This window comes from Paracidovorax anthurii, assembly GCF_003269065.1.
Taxonomy (GTDB): domain Bacteria; phylum Pseudomonadota; class Gammaproteobacteria; order Burkholderiales; family Burkholderiaceae_C; genus Paracidovorax; species Paracidovorax anthurii.
On the sequence record NZ_QLTA01000035.1, the window covers coordinates 1 to 20,556 of the forward strand.

Sequence of the window (20,556 nt, forward strand, 5' to 3'; positions counted from 1 at the left end):
AGGGGTACGCATCCTGATGTCAGGCCAAAAGCGAGGCATCACCCGAACGCTCAAGGCCATGATCCGCCGGCGCAGCGCCATCGAGCCGGCCATCGGGCACATGAAGATGGACGGGCGGCTGGGGCGCAACCCGCTCAAGGGGGCGCTGGGCGATGCGCTGCATGCGGTGATGTGCGGCGCTGGGCACAACCTGCGCATGATCCTGGCTGCGCTGCGGCTTCTATGCGCCCGACTCGGGCTGTCGATGCAGGCAGTCATCGCTGCATTGATCGCCCCTTCGCTCAACAACAGACCTGCCTGCGGCTGAAAACAGGATTGTTCAGGGCGGACTAGGTGGAGGCGCGCAGCGTCAGCGCCCCTGCAGCCCTGCAGCCCTGCCTGTAAAGTAGAAGCAAACACTTGACTAAATCTATTTTAGTCTAAATAGATTCACTTTATGCCGCGAGTCATGCAGGGAAGAACCGATCGTTCTGCAACGGTAGGCGAGGCCCGGCTTGGGTGATTCGCGACAGGCGCGGGGCAACATTGCGCAGGCAGGCAACGCTGCCATGCTTGGCCCGACTCATTCTGAACGCCTGGCAGGGCATGCTGGTCGCCGGGCATGTAGATGGCATCGACGAATCGGTTTCGTCCTGACGCTACAGGCCCCAAGGCTGCTGCCAAACGATGGCCCCCACGCTGAACGACAATTCCCCACCTGCCGATCCTCCCCGCCATGCGCTCCCCCATCACCATCGTCGACGTCGACAACCCCGCCACCTGGACCCGCTACCGCGCCGGCCTGTGCGAGACCTGCGCGGCCAACTGCTGCACGATGCCGCTGGAGGTGCAGCTCTCAGACTTGGTCCGGCTGGGCCTGGTGGATGCGTTCGAGGCCGAGCACGAGGAGCCGCGGCACATTGCCAAACGGCTGCAGAAGGCGCGGCTGATCGATCACTTCAACCACAAGAACGTGCTCTTCACCATGGCGCGGCGGGCGAGTGGCGATTGTCACTTTCTGGATGCCGCCACGCGGCGCTGCACGGTGTACGACGTGCGGCCGGAGACCTGCCGGCTGCACCCGCAGAAGAAGAGCCCGCGGCCGGGCTGGTGCGCGTATGGGGCCGCAGCGCAGGGGCAGGGCGGCGGCCGCAGCGGGCGGCGCTGAAGGCGGGCGGGGCCGCCCGCATCAGTGGGCGGCGCCAGCCCCCAGCAGGCTGCAAAAGCGCGCCATGTCCACATTGCCACCACTGAGCAGGATGCCGATGCGCCGGCCTTTCAGCTCGGCCTGCTTCTGCCGCGCCGCGGCAAAGCCCAGGCAGCCCGTCGGCTCCACGACCTGCTTCATGCGCGTGGCGAGGAAGCCCATGCAGTCCACCAACTCCGCATCGCTGGCGGTCAGGATGTCGTTCACGTCGCGGCGGATGATGGGGAAGGTGAGCTGGCCCAGGTGCTGGGTCTGCGCGCCGTCGGCGATGGTCTGGGGGGTGTCGATGTGCACGATCTCGCCCGAGCGGAAGGAGCGCTGGCCGTCGTTGCCGGCCTCGGGCTCGACGCCGTAGAGCTGGCAATCGGGCGCGAGGGCCCGCGTGGACAGGGCCGAGCCGGCCAGCAGGCCGCCGCCGCCCAGGCACACGAAGAACGCATCCAGCGGGCCCACTTCCTCGAACAGTTCCTTGGCGGCCGTGCCCTGGCCGGCGATCACGTCGGGGTGGTCGTAGGGCGGCACGAGGGTGAGGCCATGGCGCTCGGCGAGGTCGCGGCCGATCTGTTCACGGTCTTCGGTGTAGCGGTCGTAGCTGACGACGTTGCCGCCGTAGCCCTTGGTGGCCACCACTTTCGCGGCGGGCGCGTCGTGCGGCATGACGATGGTGGCGGAAATGCCGAGCAGGCGGGCCGAGAGGGCGATGGCCTGCGCGTGGTTGCCCGACGAGAAGGCGACGACGCCGGCCTTGCGCTGTTCGGGCGTGAAGCGCGAGAGGGCATTGAACGCGCCGCGGAACTTGAAGGCGCCCATGCGCTGCAGGTGCTCGCACTTGAAGAACACCTCGGCGCCGAAGGCCTCGTTCACGGTGCGCGAGGTCATGACGGGGGTCTTGCGTGCATGGCCCTCGATGCGGCGGGCGGCGGCGGCGACGTCGTCGTAGGTGGGGAGGAGGGTAGGGGCTGTGCTCATGGAAGGGCTTTCTGGAAATGGAGGAAGGCGGGGCGGGGGCGGATCACCAGGGCCAAGCGATGGAGGTGCCCAGCCCCTGCTCCAGCGCCTGCCGGTGGATGAGGCGCGCGACGGTCAGGTCCTGCAGCGCGAGGCCGGTCATGTCGAAGACGGTGATGTCCCCGGGCCGCCGCGTGAACGGGACCTTGCCGGTGAGCAGGTCGCCGATCTCGTCGCAGGGCAGGCCGGGCGCCCATTGCAGCTCGCCGATCTGGCGGGCCTGGGCCGCGTCGTCCACCACGAGGCGCGCGCGCGCGGGCAGGCCCTCGGGCAGCTCGCGCTTGCCGCGCGTGTCGGTGCCCACGCAGAGCAGGTGGGTGCCGGCGCGCACGGCCTCGGCACTGAAAAGCAGCCCGCCGCCGGGCGTGGCGGTGATGACCACGTCGCTCTCGGCCACGGCCGCATCGGCATCGGCGGCAGGGCGGATGTCGCAGCGGCCGGCGAAGCGGGCCTCGAACGCGAGGTCGACCTCGCGGCGCGCGCTGGCATAGCGCACCTGCCGCAGCGCGGGCAGCACGCGCAGCGCCGCGTCGAGCTGCGCAGCGGCCTGCACGCCGGTGCCGAACACCGTGGCGCGGGCGCTGTCCGCGCGCGCCAGGGTCTGCAGGCCGATGGCGCCGGCCGCGGCGGTGCGGGCGGTGGTGATGGCGTTGCCGTCGATGACGCACAGCGGCCGGCCGGTGGCGGGGTCGAAGAGCAGGATGGTGGCCTGGTGGGGCTCGCCACCCACGCCCCGGTTGCCGGGCCAGAAGCCCGCCGCCTTGAAGCCCAGCAGGCCTTGCGAGGGCACGTCGCCCGACTTGATGCCGAAGATGCCGCCGGTGGGCAGCGGCTCGCGCACCACGGGAAAGCCCCGCCCCTCGCGCCGACTGTGCAGCACGAAGGCCTCGCGCACGGCCTCGGCCACCGCGCCGGGCGCCAGCAGGCGCGCGGCGGCGTCCCGGTCCACGAGGAGGAGGCGGGCGTCACCGGGCATAGCTGTACACCGATGCGCGCGAGACGCCGAGGTGGGCCGCGATGACCTCCATCGCGCGGCGCACGTCCAGCAGGCCGGCCGACCGCAGGTCTTTGAGGAGCGCGCGCCGGTCCTCGGCCTTGAGCAGCCGGGGCGTGGTGGCCAGCCGCGCGGCGAACTGGTCGATGCGCGCGCGGATGGCATCGGCCCCGGCGGGGTCGAGGTTCTCGGTGGCGGGCGCCTGGCCCTGGAGGGCGGCGAACTGGCCCAGCATGGCCTGGAAGCCCTGGAACAGGCTCAGGTCCACGTTCAGGCACAGGGCCGCGATGTAGCGGCCCGTGGAGTCCTTGATGCCGATGGAAGTGCTCTTGGCCTGCCGCCCGTCGGCGAAGCGGTTGGGGTAGTTGGCGATGACCTGATCGACCTCCGGGTCCTGGATGCGGGCCAGCCCGAGTTCGGTGGCCGGGTCGCCCGCCGCGCGGCCCGAGAGGTTGTTGTGGATCGCGAGGATGGCGTGGCGCGGGTCGAGCAGGTCGTGCACGACGACCTCGCAGAACGGGCCGAAGGTGCGGGCCAGCCCGGCGGCGATGGCCTGCAGCTGTTCGAGCAGCAGCCGCTGCTCCGGGGTGCGTTTCTTCATTCTGGAAATTTTGTGTTTTTCTGGATTATTTGTCAAATCCAGTTCATGGCCTCCCTGCGGCCCGTCAGCCGCGCGGCCCAGGCAGGCGCCAGGGCACGGGGTCCAGCGCCGCCTTGGCGGCATCGATGAAGAGCCGCAGGCGCGCGGGCAGGCCCTTCCTGGACGGCACCAGGGCCATGACGGGCGCGGGCTCCAGCTGCCACCGCGGCAGCAGGCGCACGAGCCGGCCGCTGGCGATGAGGGGGCCCACGTCCCACTCGGAGCGGGCCATGATCCCCAGGCCGGCCAGGGCCCACTGGGTCATCACCTCGCCGTCGTTGGTGGAGAGCGCGCCGGCCACGCGCACGGTGACGGATTTGCGGGGCTGCGCGCCGCCGCCCTGCGGCGCGAAGCGCCAGCGCACGAGATCGTCGTCGTTCTCCCGGAGGCACAGGCAGGCGTGGCGCTCCAGCTGCGAGGGGTGGGTGAGCGCGGCGCCCGCGCGGCGCGCGTAGCCGGGGCTGGCGCACAGCAGCCGGTCGTTGGGCGCCAGCAGGTGGCCGACCCAGGAGGAGTCCTTCACGGCGCCGATGTGCACGACGACGTCGTTGGCGGCGGCCTCGCGCAGCGGGTTGTCGGAGAGCGTGAGGGCCACGGTCAGCCCCGGGTGCCGCTGGTGCAGGTCGCGCACGATGCGCGCCACGTGCCGCCGCCCGAACCCGAAGGGCGCTACCACGCGCAGGTGGCCGCCCGGCGCCTGCGAGCCGCCTGCCACGCGCTCGCGCAGCGCGTCGATGCGTTCGAGCACCTCGGTGGATTCCTCCAGCAGCCGGCGCCCTTCGTCGGTGAAGGCGATGCCGCGCGCGGTGCGCACGGCCAGGTGCACGCCCAGCGCGTCTTCGAGCTTGCGCAGGCGCACGGTGAGCGCGGGCGGCGTGAGGTCCATCAGGCGGGCGGCGCCGGCCAGGGAGCCGGCATGGCCCAGGGCGCGCACCATGCGCAGGTCGTCGATGTCGAGCATTCAGCGATGCTAAATGCTCCAGTTCGCCAGCGTTAAACGCAAGGGGGCCGCAGGCTCCTACAGTGGCCTCCATCGCCGCGGCGTTTCCGCGGCCCGGCCCGCGAAGGACACCGACCGCCATGACCTCTCTTCAAGACCTCGACACCCCGGCCGCCCTGGTCGATACCGCGCGCATGCAGCGCAACATCGCCCGCATGCAGGAGCGCATGGACGCGCTGGGCGTGCGCTTTCGCCCGCACGTGAAAACCACCAAGTGCCTGCCGGTGGCGCAGGCGCAGATCGCGGCGGGCGCGCGCGGCATCACGGTGTCCACGCTGAAGGAGGCCGAACGCTTCTTCGACGCGGGCGTGCGCGACATCCTCTACGCCGTGGGCATGGCGCCGGCCCGGCTGCCGCAGGCCCTGGCGCTGCGCCGCCGGGGGTGCGACCTGAAGATCATCACCGACAGCGCGGCGGGCGCGCGGGCGATCGCGGAATTCGGCCGCGCGCAGGGCGAGGCCTTCGAGGTGTGGATCGAGATCGACGTGGACGGCCACCGCTCGGGCATCCCGCCCGAAGGCGAGGCGCTGCTGGAGGTGGCGCGCGTGCTGGTGCAGGGCGGCATGTGCCTGGGCGGGGTGATCGCCCATGCCGGCTCCAGCTACGACCACGACACGCCCGAGGCGCTGCGCCGCATCGCCGAGCAGGAACGCGCCGGCACGGTGCGCGCGGCCGGGCGGCTGCGCGACGCGGGCCTGCCCTGCCCGGTGGTGAGCGTGGGCTCCACGCCCACGGCGCTGGCCGCGGCCACGCTGGAGGGCGTGACCGAGGTGCGCGCGGGCGTGTACGTGTTCTTCGATCTGGTGATGCACAACGTGGGCGTGTGCGGCACCGGCGACATCGCACTGAGCGTGCTCACCACGGTGATCGGCCACCAGGAGGAGAAGGGCTGGGCCATCGTGGATGCGGGCTGGATGGCGATGAGCCGCGACCGGGGCACGCAGAAGCAAAAGCGCGACTACGGCTTCGGCCAGGTGTGCACGGAAGGCGGCGAGGTGCTGCCGGGCTTCCTGCTGAGCGGGGCCAACCAGGAGCACGGCATCGTTTCGGGCACGGACGGGGCCTGCGCCGACATCGCGCAGCGGTTCCCGATAGGCACGCGGCTGCGCGTCCTGCCCAACCATGCCTGCGCCACCGGCGCGCAGCACCCGGTCTATTACGCGATCGGGCCCGGCGGGCAGGCCGAGGCCTGGCCGCGCTTCCAGGGCTGGTGAATCTGCCCAACCCGGGCCCGGGGCGGTGGGGGTTTCACACCACCGGCGCATGCATGAAGAACTGCGCGATCAGCGTCGCGCCGAGGAAGGTGCCCGCGTTCGCCGCGAACGACACCACCACGATGCGCCAGCCCAGCCGGCGGAAGGCCGGCACGTCCTTGGCGAGCGAGAGGCCCGCAAACGCGAGGATGGGCGTGGCCAGGGCCAGGAAGTTCAGCTTGCCCGTGAGGGCCGCGACGGTGGCCGCGCCGGGAAATTCCGGGTAGGTCAGCAGCATGCCCACGAGCGAGACCCACACCACGGCGGGCACCTTGCGGGCCGCGAGGTGGTAGAGCGCGTGGCCCGCCAGCACCACGCCGACGATGATGGCCATGCCCTCCAGCACGCCGGGGTCGGCGGGAGAGACCTTGTACGTGATCCAGTTGCCCAGCAGCGCGAAGGCCGCCACCAGCACCCAGACCACCACCAGGGCGGGCAGGCGCAGCACGGGGGCCTCATGGTGCACGTCGCCGGAGGACAGCGCCGACGGCGGCTCGATGCTCGCGCGGGTGGTGCGGCCGATGAGGGGCTCCAGCACCTTGTAGGCCCAGACGGTGAACGGCAGCGACAGGAACAGCGTGAAGTAGGTGCCGATGGTCGTGGTGATGAGGTTGCTCGCGGCGGCGAAGGTGGCCACGTCCTTCGCGACCTCGGGCGTCTGCTGCGCGGCGATGGAGCCGGCGGCGGCGGCCATCATGCTGCCCGACCCCACGCCCGCGCCCATGGCCAGGGCCAGCGGGTTGAAGATGCCCAGGCTGGTGATGAACCCCGCGAGGATGGCGATGAACACCGCGCCGAACACGGTGCCGGTAAGGTATTCGGCCAGCACGCCCTGGCCCTCGGGCGACTGCATGCCGTACTTCTCGCTGATGATGGCCAGGCTGGGCTCGCGCCCCACGGAGAAGGTCGCGCCGATGGCCTGGCGCTTGATGCCCAGCAGCAGCGCCACCGGCAGGCCGAACACCATGGTGCCGAAGAAGTGGCCGAACTCCTGCAGCACCAGCCCCCAGCCCGCGGCGGCGAGCTTGGGCACGGAGCCGCCCACCATCAGCCCCAGCTTGGCGATGAAGAGCAGCAGCGCCGGCTGCAGGATGGCCGTGGCCAGGCGCTGCTGCCCGATGCCCACCGCCAGCCCGGCCGGCAGGCGCCGGCTGGCCAGGCCGATGGCCGCGCCCATGAGCAGGGCCCAGAGCAGCGGCAGCAGCACGATCTTGGCGGGGCCGAGGGGAATGTTCACCGCGCCGATGGACTCGGCCGCCAGCACGAGCACGCAGGCGATGAGGAACAGGCGGGCTTTCTCGCCGACGGAGTCGGCCGGGTCGGTCGCGGAGGGCATGGAGGTGGTGGTGGTCATGTTCGCTCCTTTGGAGGCGGAACCGCCGGGGCTGGGCCCCGGCGGGGCGGTTGCGGCGCGCGGGTGGCGCCCTGTCAGTTCCCGATGCCGGGCGCGTAGCCGAAGGGCGCCGCCGGCGTGGCGGAGGTCTCGACCCACACGCTCTTGACCTGGGTGTATTCGCGCAGGGCCTCGATGCCGCTGGAGCGGCCGTAGCCGCTCTGGTCATGGCCCCCGAAGGGCGAGGCCACGTGGATGACCTTGTAGGTGTTGATCCAGAACGTGCCCGCGTTCACCCGGGCGGCCACGCGGTGCGCGCGGGCCACGTCCTGCGTCCACACCGCGCCGGCGAGGCCGAAGGGGCTGTCGTTGGCGATGGCGATGGCCTCTTCTTCCGTGTCGAAGGGGATGGCGACGACGACGGGGCCGAAGATCTCCTCGCGCGCCACGCGCATGCCGTTGGCCACGTTGCCGAGCACCGTGGGGCGCACGAAGTAGCCCGTCTCGGCCGCCTGGCCCCGGCTGCCCTCGACGACCTCGGCGCCCGCCTGCAGGCCGTCCTGGATCATGCCGAGCACGTGCGCGTACTGGCGGGCGTTCTGGATGGGGCCGACCTCGGTCTCGGGCGAGAGCGGGTCCCCGGTGCGCAGGCGCCGCGCGCCCTCGGCCACCATGGCGACGAAGCGGTCGTACACGCTGCGCTGCACCAGCAGCCGCGAGCCGGCCACGCAGCTCTGGCCCGCAGCGGAGAAGATCGCGGCCTGCGCGCCGATGCAGGCCCGCGCGAGGTCCGCGTCCTCGAAGACGATGTTGGCCGACTTGCCGCCCAGCTCCAGCACGCAGGGCACGCCGCGCGCGGCGGCGGCGGCGGCGATGCGGCCGCCCGTGGCGGGCGAGCCCACGAAGACCACCTTCTTCACGGCCGGCTGCGCGATGGCCGCCTGCCCGGTGGTGTGGCCCAGGCCGCTCAGCACGTTGATCACGCCCCGGGGCAGGCCCGCCCGCTCGGCCAGGGCGGCCACGGCGAGCGAGGAGAGCGGCGTGAGTTCCGAGGGTTTGAGCAGCACCGCGTTGCCCATCGCGATGGCGGGGGCCACGTTCCACCCGCAGGTGAAGACCGGCGCGTTCCACGGGGTGATGAGCAGCACCACGCCGCAGGGCTCGCGGCGCGTGTAGTTGAGGTGACCGCTGGGCACGGGGATGACCTCGCCGTGGAGCTTGTCGGTCCAGCCGGCGTAGTACTCGAACATCTCGGCGACCTTGGCGACCTCGCCCCGGCAGTCGCGGATCGGCTTGCCGGCGGACAGCGCTTCGAGCTGCGCCAGCGGTTCGAGGTGGGCGCGCAGCACGCGGCCGATGTCGAACATCACGCGGCCCCGGGCCGCATGGCTGAGCGCGGCCCACGCGGCCTGCCCCTGCACGGCGGCGGCGGCGGCGCGGGCCACCACCGCCTCGCCCGCATCGGCGTACTCGATGAAGAGTTCGCCGTTGGCGGGATTGACGAGCGGGACCGGAGCGCCCTCGCCGGTGACGAGTTCGCCGCCCACGTAGGAGCCGATGGCGCGGGCATCGGGGAAGAACGGCGCGAAGGCCGCCAGGAGCTGTTCGGTGTGCGAGGTGTGCATGGGATGTCTTCAGGGAGGGAGTGTGCGAAGGAAATGTGACGGCCGGCTCACGCGCCCGTTCACGCGCCGGTTCAGGCCCTGGCGCGGTCGGGCGTGCCCAGCTCGACGATGCGGTTGAAGTCCTCCCCGTCGCCGATGGTGGCGGCGCTCAGGGCCCACAGTTCGGCCACCTTGGCGGACAGGGGCAGGTCGATGTCCAGCGCGCCGATCAGCTCCTGCGACAGGCGCACGTCCTTGCGCATCAGCTTCATGGTGAAGCCGGAGTCGAAGGCACCGCTGCTCACCCAGATGGGAAAGTTGTGCTCGGTGACGAAGCTGCGGCCCGATCCGCCGTTGATGCCCTGCAGCAGGCGCTCGGTGGGCACGCCCGCCTTCTCGGCCATGCGGGCGACCTCGCCCGCCACCAGCAGGTGCGCGGCGCACAGCAGGTTGTTGGCGATCTTCGCCACGTGGCCCGCGCCCACCTCGCCCACGTGGATGCGCTTGGCGCTCATGGCGGCGAGCACGGGCTCGGCGCGGGCGATGCCGGCCTCCGATCCGCCGATCACCATGGTCAGGGTGCCGTTGAGGGCGCCGCGCGGGCCGCCGCTCACGGGCGCATCGATCAGCTCCATGCCCGCCTGGGCGAGCTGGGCGGCCAGCGCGCGCGTGGTGGCCGGGTGGGAGGTGGACGTGTCGATGACCGGCACGCCGGCCCGGGCGTGGCGGATCAGCCCCTGCGGCCCCGCCACCACCTCGGACACGACCGCGGCCGTGGGCAGCGACAGCACCACGGCGTCCGCCGTGGCCATCACCTCCGCGATCGAGGCGACGACCGGCACGCCCTCCAGGGCGAGCGCGACGCGCGTCGCCTCCGAGGCGTCCGTGCCGACGACCTCGAAACCGCCGCGCCGCAGCGACAGGGCCATGCCGCGCCCCATGTTGCCCAAACCAATGACTCCGATGGTCTTCACGCTGAAATCTCCGAAAAAAGACGGTAAGGGCGCCCCGTGCCCACCGCCGCTCGGCGGCGGGAACCGTGGAACGCAGCCACAGAATCCCACCGGGGACGGTGTTTGACAATGTCAACTTCCGTAAAATTTCGTTGCTTCCAGGGCAACACTCGCAGGCCCCGGAGAACGAAGAAAGGAACCCCCATGGGCGCCGTGCTGGACAACCGCCGCGTGCGGTATCTGTACGAATCGGCCGTCACCGGATCGGTGCGCGCCGCGGCGGACAAGCTGGATCTCAACCCCTCGGTGGTGAGCCGGCAGATCGCCAGGATGGAAGAAGACCTGGCCGTTCCCCTGCTGGAACGCCACGGCCGGGGCGTGAAGCCCACCGAGGCCGGCCTGCTGCTGGTGGAGTACTACCGGCAGCAGTGCTCGTACGAGGACGATCTGGTCACCAAGCTGCAGGAGCTGCGCGGCATGGCGCGCGGGCACATCAACCTGGTGCTGGGCGAGGGCTTCGTCAGCGACCTGATGGCCGAGCCGCTGCAGGCGTTCTGGCAGCGGCACCCGGGGCTCACGCTCACCCTGGACCTGGCGGGCACCAACGAGGTGCTGCGCAAGGTGGCCGAGGACCAGGCCCACATCGGCCTCGTCTACCACCCGCCCGTGACCGCGTCGATCCGCTCGCGCGCCGCGATCCGCCAGCCCATGTGCGCCATCACCGTGCCGGGCCACCCCCTGGCGCGGATGCCGCGCCAGCCCCTGCTGCGGCAGGTCGCGGAGTACCCGCTGGCGCTGATGCACGGCTCGTACGGCACGCGCCAGATCATCCACCTGGCCGAGCAGATGGACCGCATCCGGCTGACGCCGAAGCTCACCACCGATTCGATCTCCGTCATCAAGCATTTCGTGCGCGGCGGCCTGGGCGTGACGCTGCTGCCGGCCTTTGCCGTTTCGCAGGAGATCGACGCGGGCCAACTCGTGGCCACGCCCATCGACAACCCGCTGCTCGCCGGGGCCGAGGCCCACATCGTGACCCGCCTGGGCCGGCAGCTCTCGATCGCGGCCAACCAGCTGCTGCTGCAGCTGATGGCGTCGATGCGGGCCTTCCAGGGCACCCGGCAGGGCGCCGCGCCGGCCGGCGCACGGGCGCGCGGGGCGCGCCGGCCCTCGCCGCTGTAGGACTCCGCCCGGGGCGCATGCGGGGATCGCGCCCACCCCGGGGCGGCCCGGGCCGTGCTGTGATGGGGGCTTGTCCGTTTCACGCACCGCACAGGAGACCGCATGTCCGAGAAATCCGCATCCGTCCATTGGCAGGGCGCCGGCAAGACCGGCCAGGGCCAGATCAGCACCGAGACCGGCGCGCTCAAGGCCTATCCGTACGGCTTCGGCAGCCGCTTCGGCGACGACCGCAAGGGCACCAACCCCGAGGAGATCGTGGGCGCCGCGCACGCCGCCTGCTTCACCATGGCCTTCGCCTTCGCGTGCGAGAAGGCCGGCATCGCCACCGAGACGCTGGACACCACGGCCAAGGTGCGCCTCGCCAAGGACGGCGAGGGCTTCAAAATCGACCGCATCGCGCTCACGCTCCAGGCCACGGTGCCGGGCATCGACGACGCGAAGTTCCAGCAGATCGCGGCCGACGCCAAGGCGAACTGCCCGCTGTCGAAGGCGCTCGCGGGCGTGCCCGAGGTCACGCTCGACGCGCGCCGCGTGGGCTGACCACGCGCCTCGGGCACGCGCAGGCACGCCCCCCGGTGGACGCGCCCGGCGTTCGCGGCTACGCTGCGCGCCGCCGCCCTCCACCACCGCCGCCCGCGATCCGCCCCGTGCCCCCACCTCCGAAGGCCCTGCCCGCCATCGATCCCGACCGTTGCACGGGCTGCGGCTGGTGCGTGTCGGCGTGCCCGCCGCACGTGCTCTCGCTGCACGCGGGGGGCGATGGCGCAGCGGGCGCCGCTCCCGCCGGGGGCCGCAAGCGCTCGGTGCTGCACGACGCCGGGGGCTGCACCGGCTGCGCGCTCTGCGCCGTGCGCTGCCCTTTCGATGCCATCCGCATGGAGCGCACCGCGCCGCGGCACTGAGCCGGCGCCTTCCGGTACACTGCGCCGCATGCCGTTCGCCCGCACGCTCCAACGCTTCGCCCACGCCGCCCCCGCGCAGCGCGTGGCCGCGCCGCTGGCGCCCTGCGCACGAATGACCATGATCACCATTACCACCGCGGCCCCCTAGCCTGCGCGCTGGGTGGCCGTCCAAGCGGCCACCTGGTGTCATTCCCCCCGAACGAACCCAGCCCGGCCGCTGGGTTTTTTGTTTCCGGGCCCCCATGGCCCTTCGTTCGGAAAGTGAGAGTGACGCGATGTTCAACGATCCCCAATGGCGCCCCGTTCCCTCCGCCGCGGCCCTGGCCGCCGGAGCCGCCCCCCGCCCGCTGCGCGTGGGCATGATCGGCATCGGCACGGTGGGCGCGGGCACCTGGCGCGTGCTGGCCCGCAACCAGGCCGCGATCGCGGCGCGCGCGGGGCGGGGCATCGAGATCGTGGCGGTGGCCGCGCGCGACCTGCAGCGCGCCGCGCGCGTGCTGGGCGAGGGCGCGGCCGGCGTGGAGCTGACGGACGACCCGCTGCGCGTGGCCACGCACCCCGGCGTGGACGTGCTGGTGGAGGTGGCCGGCGGCACCGAGGGCGCGCGCGCCTGGGTGGCGGCCGCCATCGCCCAGGGCAAGCCGGTGGTCACCGCCAACAAGGCGCTGCTGGCCGTGCACGGCAACGCGCTCTTCGCCCAGGCCGAGGCGCGCGGCGTGCCGCTGGCCTACGAGGCGGCGGTGGCCGGCGGCGTCCCCATCGTGAAGGCGCTGCGCGAGGGCGCCGCGGCCAACCGCGTGGAGTGGGTGGCGGGCATCGTGAACGGCACCAGCAACTACATCCTGGGCCGCATGCGCCATGCCGGGCTGGCGTTCGGCGACGCGCTCGCCGAGGCCCAGGCGCTGGGCTACGCGGAGGCCGATCCCACGTTCGACGTGGACGGCATCGACGCCGCGCACAAGACGGCGCTGCTCGCGGCCAACGCCTTCGGCACGCCGGTGTGCTTCGATCACGCGCACGTGGAGGGCATCCGGCACCTCTCGGCGCTGGACGTGGCCGCCGCGCGCGAGTGGGGCCATGCCGTGAAGCTGCTGGGCATCGCGCGGCGGCGGGGCGAGGCCGTGGAGCTGCGCGTGCACCCGGCGCTGGTGCCGGCCACGCACCTGCTCGCGCAGGTGGACGGCGCGATGAACGCGGTGCTGGTGCGCGGCGATGCGCAGGGCGTGACGATGCACTACGGCGCCGGCGCGGGCGCCGAGCCCACGGCCTCGGCCGTGGTGGCCGACCTGGTGGACGTGGCGCGCCAGACGGTGGCCCAGGCCGGCGGGCCGGTGCGCGCCCCGGTGCCGCCGCTGGGCTGCCCGGGCGCGGCGCTGGTGGCGCTGCGCGTGCTGCCGATGGACGAGGTGGTCACGCGGCACTACCTGCGCGTGCCCGTGGCGCCCGGCGCCGAGGGCCCGGCCCTGGCCGGCGTGGCCGCCGCGCTGCAGGCCGCCGGCCTGGAGGCGGAACGCCTGGAGCGCCTGCGGACACCCGCCGGGTTGTCCGCCGGGCCGCAGTTGACCGTGCTCACCCGGGCCGCGCGCGATGGCGCGGTGCGGGCCGCGCTGGCCGCGATCGGCCGGCAGGCCTGGTGCGCGGACACGCCCGCCCACCTGCGGGTGGAGACGCTGGACTGACGGCGCGCGGGCGGGGCGGGGTCAGCGCTGCGGCTTCCTGCCGGTCTTGACCGCCCGGCAGGCTCCATGTCGCCGGTTTTGCTGCATTGTTAGCTATTAAAAATATAGCATCAGGCCAGTGTGGGCTCGCAGTCGATCCGCGTCTTCACGGAGTTGGCGAGGAAGCACGCGGCATGCGCGCGGTGGTGCAGGTCGTGCAATTGCTCCAGGCTGGGCGTGTGGGCCGGATCGAACCGGGTGGCGGGCCGCAGCACCACGCGGTCCACGACGGGGCGGCCCTGCGCGTCGGGTGCCATGGTGGCCTCGGCCGTGTCGCGGTAGTCGTCCACGCGCCAGCCGCCGCGGCAGGCGAGGTCGAGGAACCACAGCATGTGGCAGCTCGACAGCGCGGCCACGTAGGCCTCCTCCGGGTCCACGCCGGCCGGGTCGGAGAAGGGCAGCGGCACCACGTGCGGCGAGGAAGAGGCGGGCACGGTGGCGCCGCCGTCGAAGTGCCAGACGTGGGCGCGGCGGTAGCGCCGATCGAGGAAATCGTCGGTGCCGCGCTGCCAGGCCACGGTGGCGGTATGGGAAGCCATGGGTCGTCGTCCTTGATGGGGGGACCGCGAGCCTACCCCGGCCCGCGCGCCGCAGGGGAGAAAAACACCGCGGCGAACCCGGCCGCCGCCCGGCCGTGCCACACTACCACTGTATGTCTCAACAGGATTGGGCCGCGCAGGCCCTGCAGTCTTTCGATGCGGTGGTGCAGGCCACCGACGGTTTCCGCAGCCGCGGCGGGCAGCGGCGCATGGCCGAGCAGGTGGCGCACACCTTCGCGCGAGCGCAGCTCGGCAAGGTGGAGGAGGGCGATGACGGCACCCCGCCCGCGCCCGCGCGCGCCATCGCCGTGGTGCAGGCCGGCACGGGCGTGGGCAAGTCGCTCGCCTACAGCGTGCCGGCGATCGCCATGGCGCTCTCGCGCGGCACGCGGGTGCTGATCTCCACCGCCACGGTGGCGCTGCAGGAGCAGCTCGTGCACAAGGACCTGCCGGCGCTGGCCGCGCGCATGCCGCAGCCCTTCCAGTTCGCGCTGGCCAAGGGGCGCGGGCGCTACGTGTGCAAGCTCAAGCTCGAACGCCTGGCCGGCACGGGCGAGGCGGGCGACGACGGCCCGGACGACGACCTCTTCGCCGAGGAGGAAGCCGCCGCCCGCGCGGCCCGCCCGCGCCACGAGACCGAGGCGCGCATGAAGTTCTACGCCACCATGGCCGACGTGCTCGCGCGCGGCGCCTGGGACGGCGACCGCGACACGCTCGAATCCCCGCCCGAGCCCGAGGTGTGGAGCCCCGTGGCGGCCGAGGCCAGCTCCTGCACCGGCAAGCACTGCCCGGCCTTCAGCCAGTGCACCTACTACGACCGGCGCAAGGCGCTGGTGGCCGCGCAGGTGATCGTGGCCAACCACGACCTGCTGCTGTCCTCCATCGGCGCGCGGCTGCTGCCCGAGCTGGACAACTGCCTGCTCGTGATCGACGAGGCCCACCACCTGCCCGCCACCGCGCTCGACCAGTTCGCCTGCGAGGCCGACCTGAGCCGCCTCACCTGGATCGACAAGCTCGCCAGCCGCGCGCTGCGCATCGGCACGCTGGTGGAGGTGGAAGAGGTGGCCGACATCCCCAACCACTCCGCGCGCCTGCGCACCGCGCTGCAGGACGCCGCGCGCACCGTGATGGACGTGTACGGCGAGGAACTGCGCGCCCCCCGGCCCGCCTGGGGCGGCGCACGCGCCGGCACAGCCCGCCCCCCAGCCGCCGGCATGCCCACGCGCGCCCGGGTGGCCGGCGGCGCGCTGCCCGATGCCCTGGTGGAGCCTTTCGCTCAGGTGGCGCACCACGCCAACGGCTTCCTCGACGCGCTGCGCGCCGTCGCCAAGGCCCTGCGCGCCGAGATCCGCGACAAGCCCGAGGAGGGGCGGCGCCTGTCCGCGCTCTATGCGCAGATCGGCGCGCTCGCACCCCGGCTGGAGGGCGTGCACGACGCCGCCCAGCTGCTGCTGCAGGACGCGCCCGAGGGCGCCGTGCCCGCGGCCAAGTGGTTCACGCTGGCGGTGGATGGCGACTACATCGTCGTCAAGGCGCACGCCAGCCCCGTGCTGCCGGGCAACACGCTGCGCCACCACCTCTGGTCGGCCGTGCGCGGCGCGGTGCTCACCTCGGCCACGCTCACGAGCTGCGGGCAGTTCGACTTCTTCCTGCGCGAGGCGGGCCTGCACGGCGACGAGGCCGTGGCCACGCTGGAGGTGCCCAGCCCCTTCGACTACGCGCTGCAGGGCACCTTCATCGCCTCCGAGACGCACGCCGACCCGCGCCAGGCGGCCGATTTCACGGCCGAGATGGTGGACGCGCTCTTGAGCGACCTCGCCATGGTGGAGGCCGGCGCGCTGGTGCTCTTCACCTCGCGCGACCAGATGCGGCAGGCCGTGGACGCGCTGCCCACCGCCATGCGCAGCGTGGTGCTGGTGCAGACGCAGATGCCCCGCGCGCAACTGCTCGCGCGCCACCGCGAGCGCGTGGCGGCGGGCGAGCCGTCCATCATCTTCGGCATGCAGTCCTTCGGCGAGGGGCTCGATCTGCCGGGCGCGCTGTGCGAATCGCTCTTCATCACCAAGCTGCCCTTCGCGCCGCCCGACGACCCCGTGGGCGAGGCGCGCGCCGAGTGGCTGCGCGGCGCGGGGCGCGACCCGTTCAGCGAACTCGTGGTGCCGGCCACGGCCATCCGCCTCGCGCAGTGGGTGGGCCGCGCCATCCGCACCGAGGAGGACCGGGCCCACGTGTATTGCTACGACAAGCGCCTCGTGCGCACGGGCTACGGCCAGCGGCTGCTGCAGGGGCTGCCGCCATTCACGCTGCAGCGGCGCGGGCCCGGATGAGGCCGCGCGGGAAGGGCGCCCGCGCCGCGCCCTTCCCATGCTCTTTCATTTAAATTGCACACAATTAATTAGCGTGATAATATTCAGGCACTCCACGGCACGCGGAACCCTTCCCCCCCGGTGCCGGGGAGCCGCCAGCGCGATGACGCCCTCGATAGTTATCACGCTAATCATTAGCACTCCATACGATAGAAGGACACGCCATGCACGCCGCCAAATCCCTCCTTGCCGTCACGGCCCTCGCGATCGCCGCGGGCACCGCCCACGCCCAGCCCGAACGCCATACGCAGAGCTTCCTGAACGCCCTGGCCGCCGGTGGCGGCAAGCCCCTGGAGCAGCTGACCCCGCAGGAGGCCCGCGCGGTGCTGGAGGGCGCGCAGTCCGGCGTGAAGCTGGTGCTGCCCCCGGCCGAGGTGTCGGAAAAGCGCATCCCGGTCGAAGGCGGCGAGGTGCTGCTGAAGATCGTGCGCCCCGCGGGCGCCAAGGGCCAGGTGCCCGCGTTCATGTTCTTCCACGGCGGCGGCTGGGTGCTGGGCGACTTTCCCACGCACGAGCGCCTGATCCGCGACCTGGTGGCCAGCTCCGGCGCGGCGGCCGTGTACGTGGACTACACCCGCTCGCCCGAGGCCGGCTACGGCGTCGCCATCCGCCAGGCCTATGGCGCCACCCGCTGGGTGGCCGAGAACGGCCGCCAGATCGGCGTGGACGGCAGCCGGCTCGCCGTGGCCGGCAACAGCGTGGGCGGCAACATGGCGGCCGTGGTGAGCCTGATGGCCAAGGAAAAGGGCACACCCAAGATCCGCTTCCAGGCGCTGCTGTGGCCCGTGACGGACGCCAACTTCGACACCCCCTCCTACCAGCAGTACGAGAGCGGCTACTTCCTCACGCGCAACATGATGAAGTGGTTCTGGGACAACTACACCACCGACGCCGCCAAGCGCAGGGAGATCCATGCCTCGCCCCTGCAGGCCTCCACCGAACAGCTCCAGGGCCTGCCGCCGGCGCTGATCCAGACCGCCGAGCTCGACGTGCTGCGCGACGAGGGCGAGGCCTATGGCCGCAAGCTCGACGCGGCCGGCGTGGACGCGGTGGTGACGCGCTACAACGGCATGATCCACGACTTCGGCCTGCTCAACCCCCTGGCGCACCTGGCGGGCACGCGCACGGCCATGGAGCAGGCCGGCGCCGAGCTGCGCAGGCACCTGCGCTGACCCGCCCGGCCCCCGGGGCGCGGCGCGCGGCCGCCTCCGGGGGCCCCTCCTGGCGCCGTTAAGATGCCGGCTCACCAGGAGGGGCGATGAGCAAGGTCAAGGATGCGCTGTTACTCGATCAGCAGCTGTGCTTCAGCATCTATTCCACCTCGCTGGCCGTCATGCAGGCCTACAAGCCCCTGCTGAAATCGCTCGGCCTCACCTACCCCCAATACCTCGTGATGCTGGCGCTGTGGGAGCGCGACGGCATCCCGCTGAAGGCGCTGGCGGAGCAGCTGCACCTGGACCCGGGCTCGCTCACCCCCATCGTCAAGCGCCTCGAAGCCGACGGGTTGCTGCTGCGCGAACGCGACCCGGCCGACGAGCGCAGCCTCGCGCTCGCGCTCACGCCCCGGGGCCGGGACCTGCGGGCCGAGGCCGCCCGCGTGCACGCGGCCTTCGCCCAGGCCTGCGACCTGTCGGACGACGCCCTGGCCCGGCTGCGCCAGGAACTGCAGGCGCTGCGCGGCCGGCTGGAGGGGTGAAGCGCGGCCTCCCGGAACTCCTGGAGGACTATTTTGGGCCGAATCGGCTCCATGTCGCCGGTTTCATTGGGCTTTCAGCTATGTTTTCAATAGCAAACCCATCCCCCGGGCACGGCGGCGCGCGCGGCCGCTGCCGTCGATGATCGCGATCTCGGTGAACAGGCTGCCCTCGCGCCGGCCGCCCTGGAACGAGAGGTCGTAGCCCCCCAGGTCGATGCGCGGCGTGCGGTTGAGCGCGTCGGCCAGCGCGCGGCCGTCCACCGCCGCGCTCCGCCCGGCGGCCGCGAGGCGGATGCCCTGGCCGATGGCCTTGGCAACGAGGAAGCCCTCGAACGTGGCGAGCGAGGTGACGCTGTCGGGCTTCTTGGCCGCCAGCATGAGCTGGTGGAACTCGCGCACCACGGGGATGGACTGGCTCGACAGCGCCGGAAACACCTGCGTGAGGCCCACGCCCCGCGCCCGCTCCACGCCCGCCTCCTGCACCAGCTTGACCGGGTCCAGATCGGAGATGCCCACGAGCTGGGCATGCCCGCCCGCGCCCTTGTAGGCCTGCACGAAGGCGCTGGCGGCCTTGTGGCCGGCCACCATCACGATCACCTGCGCGTCCACGCCGCGCAGCGTGCCCAGCGCGGGCTGGACGTCGGACGTGGTGCGGTCGTACGGCGCGGAGGCGACGAGCTTGAGCTTGCGCTGCTCCAGCGCGGCCTGCAGCGCCGCCAGGCCCGTCTTGCCGTAGGCATCGTCCTGGTAGAGCGCCGCGAACTTGGTGATGCCGATGGCGCCCGCCATCTGCGCCACGATCTTGGCGATCTCGGTGGAGTAGCCCGCCCGCACGTGGAAGACATAGGGGTTCACCGGCTCGCGGATGACCTGCGAGCCCGAGCGCGTGGGAAACACCGGAAGGCCGTGCTCCTCGGGAATCTTGGCCTCGATGAGCGCCTGCGTGTTGCTGGTGGCGAACGAGATCAGCGCCGCCGGCTTGGCCGCCAGGAGCTTGCGCGCGCCGGCCACGGTCTTCTCGGGCTTGAAATCGTCGTCCTCGAACACCACGCGCACGTCGGCGCCCAAGGCCTGGGTGCGCTGCGCATCGGCGAAATACGTCTCGACGCCCAGGGCCACCTGCTTGCCCACCTCGGCGGCGGTGCCGCTGGTCAGCGGCGCCACCATGCCGATGGTGACCGGCGCCGCGGCCCGCGCGGAAAGCCCCATCCAGGGAAGGGCCAGGGATGCGCCCAGGCGGGCGGTGAAAGCTCGGCGTTGCATGGAATGGCGCTCCTTCTGGAGGGAAACGACGGGAACAACAAGGGCGGGCACCCGCGCACGTTCGGCAAGCCCCCACCCGCGGCAGCGAGCATCGTAGTGTTTTGTTACGCCACCACCCACCCTGTGGCGCCATTCGCACAAAAACGCAGGCCGGCCGGGGCGGCGGGCCGGCAGGGCGGGGGAACGACAATCCCCCGCATGTCCTCCGCTTCCTGCATCGCCGTCATCGACTTCGAAACCACCGGCATGGTCCCCGCCCAGGGCGCCCGGGCCACCGAGGTGGCCATCGTGCTCGTCGATCGCGAGGGCCGCGCGGTGGACCGCTTCCAGAGCCTCATGAAGACCGGCGCCTGGCTGCCGCCCTTCATCGTCCAGCTCACGGGCATCACGCCGGCCATGCTGGAGACTGCGCGCCCCGCCGACGCGGTGATGCGCGAGGCCGCCCGCTTCGTGGGCGACGCGCCCATGGTGGCGCACAACGCCGCGTTCGACAGCCGGTTCTGGCAGGCCGAGCTGGCGCTCGCCGGCCAGCCCGCGCCGCATGCCTTCGCCTGCACGGTACTGCTGTCGCGGCGCCTCTATCCCGAAGCCCCGAGCCACCAGCTCGGCCGCATCGTGGACCACCTGGGCCTGCCGCGCGCCGCACGCGCCCACCGCGCCCTGGCCGACGCCGAGATGGCCGCCGCGCTGCTCGGCCGCATCCAGCACGACCTGCGCACGCGCCACGGCATCGCCGATCCTGGCCACGACCTGCTCGGCGCACTGCAGCGCTGCGCGCGCAAGGGCATGGACCAGTGGCTGGCGCGGCATGCGATGGCGCAACGGCCGCTGCCGGGGCTGGCCACCGCGGAACGCCCATCGGCGCCATAGGCGGCGCGCGGGGGCTGCGGCCGCTCCGGGTGGAACGTGCTGGACTGGA

At 72.4% G+C, this 20,556-nt stretch carries 19 protein-coding genes and 1 pseudogene; 11 read left to right on the forward strand and 9 right to left on the reverse strand.

Annotation, left to right across the window (positions count from 1 at the left end; genetic code table 11):
* Both AX018_RS16110 and AX018_RS16115 read left to right on the forward strand, forming a co-directional pair.
* Nucleotides 1–307: pseudogene (locus AX018_RS16110) on the forward strand (IS5/IS1182 family transposase); the annotation flags it as partial.
* A gap of 408 nt (nucleotides 308–715) precedes the next feature.
* Nucleotides 716–1,147 (forward strand): YkgJ family cysteine cluster protein, encoded by a 432-nt coding sequence (locus tag AX018_RS16115; RefSeq protein ID WP_111879150.1) that lies wholly within the window; start codon nucleotides 716–718, stop codon nucleotides 1,145–1,147.
* A gap of 21 nt (nucleotides 1,148–1,168) precedes the next feature.
* Here AX018_RS16115 and AX018_RS16120 read toward each other — a convergent pair whose 3' ends face one another.
* The 4 genes from AX018_RS16120 to AX018_RS16135 form a co-directional block, all read right to left on the reverse strand.
* Nucleotides 1,169–2,155 (reverse strand): threo-3-hydroxy-L-aspartate ammonia-lyase, encoded by a 987-nt coding sequence (locus AX018_RS16120; RefSeq protein WP_111879153.1) that lies wholly within the window; start codon nucleotides 2,153–2,155, stop codon nucleotides 1,169–1,171.
* Nucleotides 2,156–2,198: 43 nt separating this feature from the next.
* Entirely contained in the window at nucleotides 2,199–3,170 is a 972-nt protein-coding gene (locus AX018_RS16125) for an ornithine cyclodeaminase family protein (protein WP_111879155.1), read from the reverse strand.
* Nucleotides 3,160–3,789, reverse strand: coding sequence for a helix-turn-helix transcriptional regulator (locus AX018_RS16130; protein WP_111879158.1), 630 nt, complete (start codon nucleotides 3,787–3,789; stop codon nucleotides 3,160–3,162). The genes AX018_RS16125 and AX018_RS16130 overlap by 11 nt, the downstream gene beginning before the upstream one ends.
* A gap of 64 nt (nucleotides 3,790–3,853) precedes the next feature.
* Nucleotides 3,854–4,789 carry a LysR family transcriptional regulator gene (locus AX018_RS16135; RefSeq protein WP_111879160.1) on the reverse strand — a complete coding sequence of 312 codons (936 nt, stop codon included), beginning with the start codon at nucleotides 4,787–4,789 and terminating at the stop codon, nucleotides 3,854–3,856.
* A gap of 119 nt (nucleotides 4,790–4,908) precedes the next feature.
* On the opposite strand from AX018_RS16135, the gene AX018_RS16140 reads away from it, so the two are divergent.
* Nucleotides 4,909–6,042 carry a DSD1 family PLP-dependent enzyme gene (locus tag AX018_RS16140; RefSeq protein ID WP_111879162.1) on the forward strand — a complete coding sequence of 378 codons (1,134 nt, stop codon included), beginning with the start codon at nucleotides 4,909–4,911 and terminating at the stop codon, nucleotides 6,040–6,042.
* Nucleotides 6,043–6,076: 34 nt separating this feature from the next.
* On the opposite strand, the gene AX018_RS16145 is transcribed toward AX018_RS16140, so the two are convergent.
* The 3 genes from AX018_RS16145 to AX018_RS16155 all read right to left on the reverse strand — a co-directional run bounded on the left by AX018_RS16145 (nucleotide 6,077) and on the right by AX018_RS16155 (nucleotide 9,992).
* Nucleotides 6,077–7,435, reverse strand: coding sequence for a DUF3100 domain-containing protein (locus AX018_RS16145; RefSeq protein ID WP_111879165.1), 1,359 nt, complete (start codon nucleotides 7,433–7,435; stop codon nucleotides 6,077–6,079).
* A 74-nt stretch (nucleotides 7,436–7,509) separates the two neighbouring features.
* Entirely contained in the window at nucleotides 7,510–9,039 is a 1,530-nt protein-coding gene (locus AX018_RS16150; protein ID WP_111879167.1) for an aldehyde dehydrogenase family protein, read from the reverse strand.
* Between the two features lie 71 nt (nucleotides 9,040–9,110).
* The gene (locus AX018_RS16155) at nucleotides 9,111–9,992 is read right to left on the reverse strand and encodes an NAD(P)-dependent oxidoreductase (RefSeq protein ID WP_111879170.1); all 882 of its coding nucleotides are present in this window, start codon (nucleotides 9,990–9,992) and stop codon (nucleotides 9,111–9,113) included.
* A 183-nt stretch (nucleotides 9,993–10,175) separates the two neighbouring features.
* Here AX018_RS16155 and AX018_RS16160 point away from each other — a divergent pair, with 183 nt between their 5' ends.
* The 4 genes from AX018_RS16160 to AX018_RS16175 all read left to right on the forward strand — a co-directional run bounded on the left by AX018_RS16160 (nucleotide 10,176) and on the right by AX018_RS16175 (nucleotide 13,734).
* Complete coding sequence (locus AX018_RS16160; RefSeq protein WP_111879173.1) at nucleotides 10,176–11,153, forward strand: LysR family transcriptional regulator; 978 nt, start codon at nucleotides 10,176–10,178, stop codon at nucleotides 11,151–11,153.
* Nucleotides 11,154–11,255: 102 nt separating this feature from the next.
* Nucleotides 11,256–11,693 (forward strand): OsmC family protein, encoded by a 438-nt coding sequence (locus tag AX018_RS16165; protein ID WP_111879176.1) that lies wholly within the window; start codon nucleotides 11,256–11,258, stop codon nucleotides 11,691–11,693.
* Between the two features lie 107 nt (nucleotides 11,694–11,800).
* The gene (locus AX018_RS16170; protein ID WP_111879179.1) at nucleotides 11,801–12,055 is read left to right on the forward strand and encodes an ATP-binding protein; all 255 of its coding nucleotides are present in this window, start codon (nucleotides 11,801–11,803) and stop codon (nucleotides 12,053–12,055) included.
* 275 nt (nucleotides 12,056–12,330) lie between these two features.
* Entirely contained in the window at nucleotides 12,331–13,734 is a 1,404-nt protein-coding gene (locus AX018_RS16175; protein WP_111879182.1) for a homoserine dehydrogenase, read from the forward strand.
* A 110-nt stretch (nucleotides 13,735–13,844) separates the two neighbouring features.
* Here AX018_RS16175 and AX018_RS16180 read toward each other — a convergent pair whose 3' ends face one another.
* Nucleotides 13,845–14,312 carry an OsmC family protein gene (locus tag AX018_RS16180; protein WP_111879185.1) on the reverse strand — a complete coding sequence of 156 codons (468 nt, stop codon included), beginning with the start codon at nucleotides 14,310–14,312 and terminating at the stop codon, nucleotides 13,845–13,847.
* Nucleotides 14,313–14,425: 113 nt separating this feature from the next.
* Between AX018_RS16180 and dinG the strand changes: the two genes are divergently transcribed.
* The 3 genes from dinG to AX018_RS16195 all read left to right on the forward strand — a co-directional run bounded on the left by dinG (nucleotide 14,426) and on the right by AX018_RS16195 (nucleotide 18,374).
* Entirely contained in the window at nucleotides 14,426–16,639 is a 2,214-nt protein-coding gene (gene dinG, locus AX018_RS16185) for an ATP-dependent DNA helicase DinG (protein ID WP_111879187.1), read from the forward strand.
* Between the two features lie 203 nt (nucleotides 16,640–16,842).
* Nucleotides 16,843–17,850 (forward strand): alpha/beta hydrolase, encoded by a 1,008-nt coding sequence (locus AX018_RS16190; RefSeq protein WP_111879190.1) that lies wholly within the window; start codon nucleotides 16,843–16,845, stop codon nucleotides 17,848–17,850.
* A gap of 86 nt (nucleotides 17,851–17,936) precedes the next feature.
* Nucleotides 17,937–18,374, forward strand: coding sequence for a MarR family winged helix-turn-helix transcriptional regulator (locus AX018_RS16195; protein WP_111879192.1), 438 nt, complete (start codon nucleotides 17,937–17,939; stop codon nucleotides 18,372–18,374).
* Between the two features lie 78 nt (nucleotides 18,375–18,452).
* Here AX018_RS16195 and AX018_RS16200 read toward each other — a convergent pair whose 3' ends face one another.
* Entirely contained in the window at nucleotides 18,453–19,637 is a 1,185-nt protein-coding gene (locus AX018_RS16200) for an ABC transporter substrate-binding protein (protein ID WP_111879194.1), read from the reverse strand.
* A gap of 198 nt (nucleotides 19,638–19,835) precedes the next feature.
* On the opposite strand from AX018_RS16200, the gene AX018_RS16205 reads away from it, so the two are divergent.
* A complete protein-coding gene (locus AX018_RS16205; RefSeq protein ID WP_111879196.1) occupies nucleotides 19,836–20,507 on the forward strand; it encodes a 3'-5' exonuclease in 672 nt (223 codons plus the stop codon).
* Nucleotides 20,508–20,556: the final 49 nt, after the last annotated feature.

Excerpts from the sequence above, each read along its gene's own strand:
- AX018_RS16115 (WP_111879150.1), top strand. The coding sequence starts at position 716 with ATGCGCTCCCCCATCACCATCGTCGACGTCGACAACCCCGCCACCTGG.
- AX018_RS16120 (WP_111879153.1), bottom strand. The coding sequence starts at position 2,155 with ATGAGCACAGCCCCTACCCTCCTCCCCACCTACGACGACGTCGCCGCC.
- AX018_RS16125 (WP_111879155.1), bottom strand. The coding sequence starts at position 3,170 with ATGCCCGGTGACGCCCGCCTCCTCCTCGTGGACCGGGACGCCGCCGCG.
- AX018_RS16130 (WP_111879158.1), bottom strand. The coding sequence starts at position 3,789 with ATGAAGAAACGCACCCCGGAGCAGCGGCTGCTGCTCGAACAGCTGCAG.
- AX018_RS16135 (WP_111879160.1), bottom strand. The coding sequence starts at position 4,789 with ATGCTCGACATCGACGACCTGCGCATGGTGCGCGCCCTGGGCCATGCC.
- AX018_RS16140 (WP_111879162.1), top strand. The coding sequence starts at position 4,909 with ATGACCTCTCTTCAAGACCTCGACACCCCGGCCGCCCTGGTCGATACC.
- AX018_RS16145 (WP_111879165.1), bottom strand. The coding sequence starts at position 7,435 with ATGACCACCACCACCTCCATGCCCTCCGCGACCGACCCGGCCGACTCC.
- AX018_RS16150 (WP_111879167.1), bottom strand. The coding sequence starts at position 9,039 with ATGCACACCTCGCACACCGAACAGCTCCTGGCGGCCTTCGCGCCGTTC.
- AX018_RS16160 (WP_111879173.1), top strand. The coding sequence starts at position 10,176 with ATGGGCGCCGTGCTGGACAACCGCCGCGTGCGGTATCTGTACGAATCG.
- AX018_RS16165 (WP_111879176.1), top strand. The coding sequence starts at position 11,256 with ATGTCCGAGAAATCCGCATCCGTCCATTGGCAGGGCGCCGGCAAGACC.
- AX018_RS16175 (WP_111879182.1), top strand. The coding sequence starts at position 12,331 with ATGTTCAACGATCCCCAATGGCGCCCCGTTCCCTCCGCCGCGGCCCTG.
- AX018_RS16180 (WP_111879185.1), bottom strand. The coding sequence starts at position 14,312 with ATGGCTTCCCATACCGCCACCGTGGCCTGGCAGCGCGGCACCGACGAT.
- dinG (WP_111879187.1), top strand. The coding sequence starts at position 14,426 with ATGTCTCAACAGGATTGGGCCGCGCAGGCCCTGCAGTCTTTCGATGCG.
- AX018_RS16190 (WP_111879190.1), top strand. The coding sequence starts at position 16,843 with ATGCACGCCGCCAAATCCCTCCTTGCCGTCACGGCCCTCGCGATCGCC.
- AX018_RS16195 (WP_111879192.1), top strand. The coding sequence starts at position 17,937 with ATGAGCAAGGTCAAGGATGCGCTGTTACTCGATCAGCAGCTGTGCTTC.
- AX018_RS16200 (WP_111879194.1), bottom strand. The coding sequence starts at position 19,637 with ATGCAACGCCGAGCTTTCACCGCCCGCCTGGGCGCATCCCTGGCCCTT.
- AX018_RS16205 (WP_111879196.1), top strand. The coding sequence starts at position 19,836 with ATGTCCTCCGCTTCCTGCATCGCCGTCATCGACTTCGAAACCACCGGC.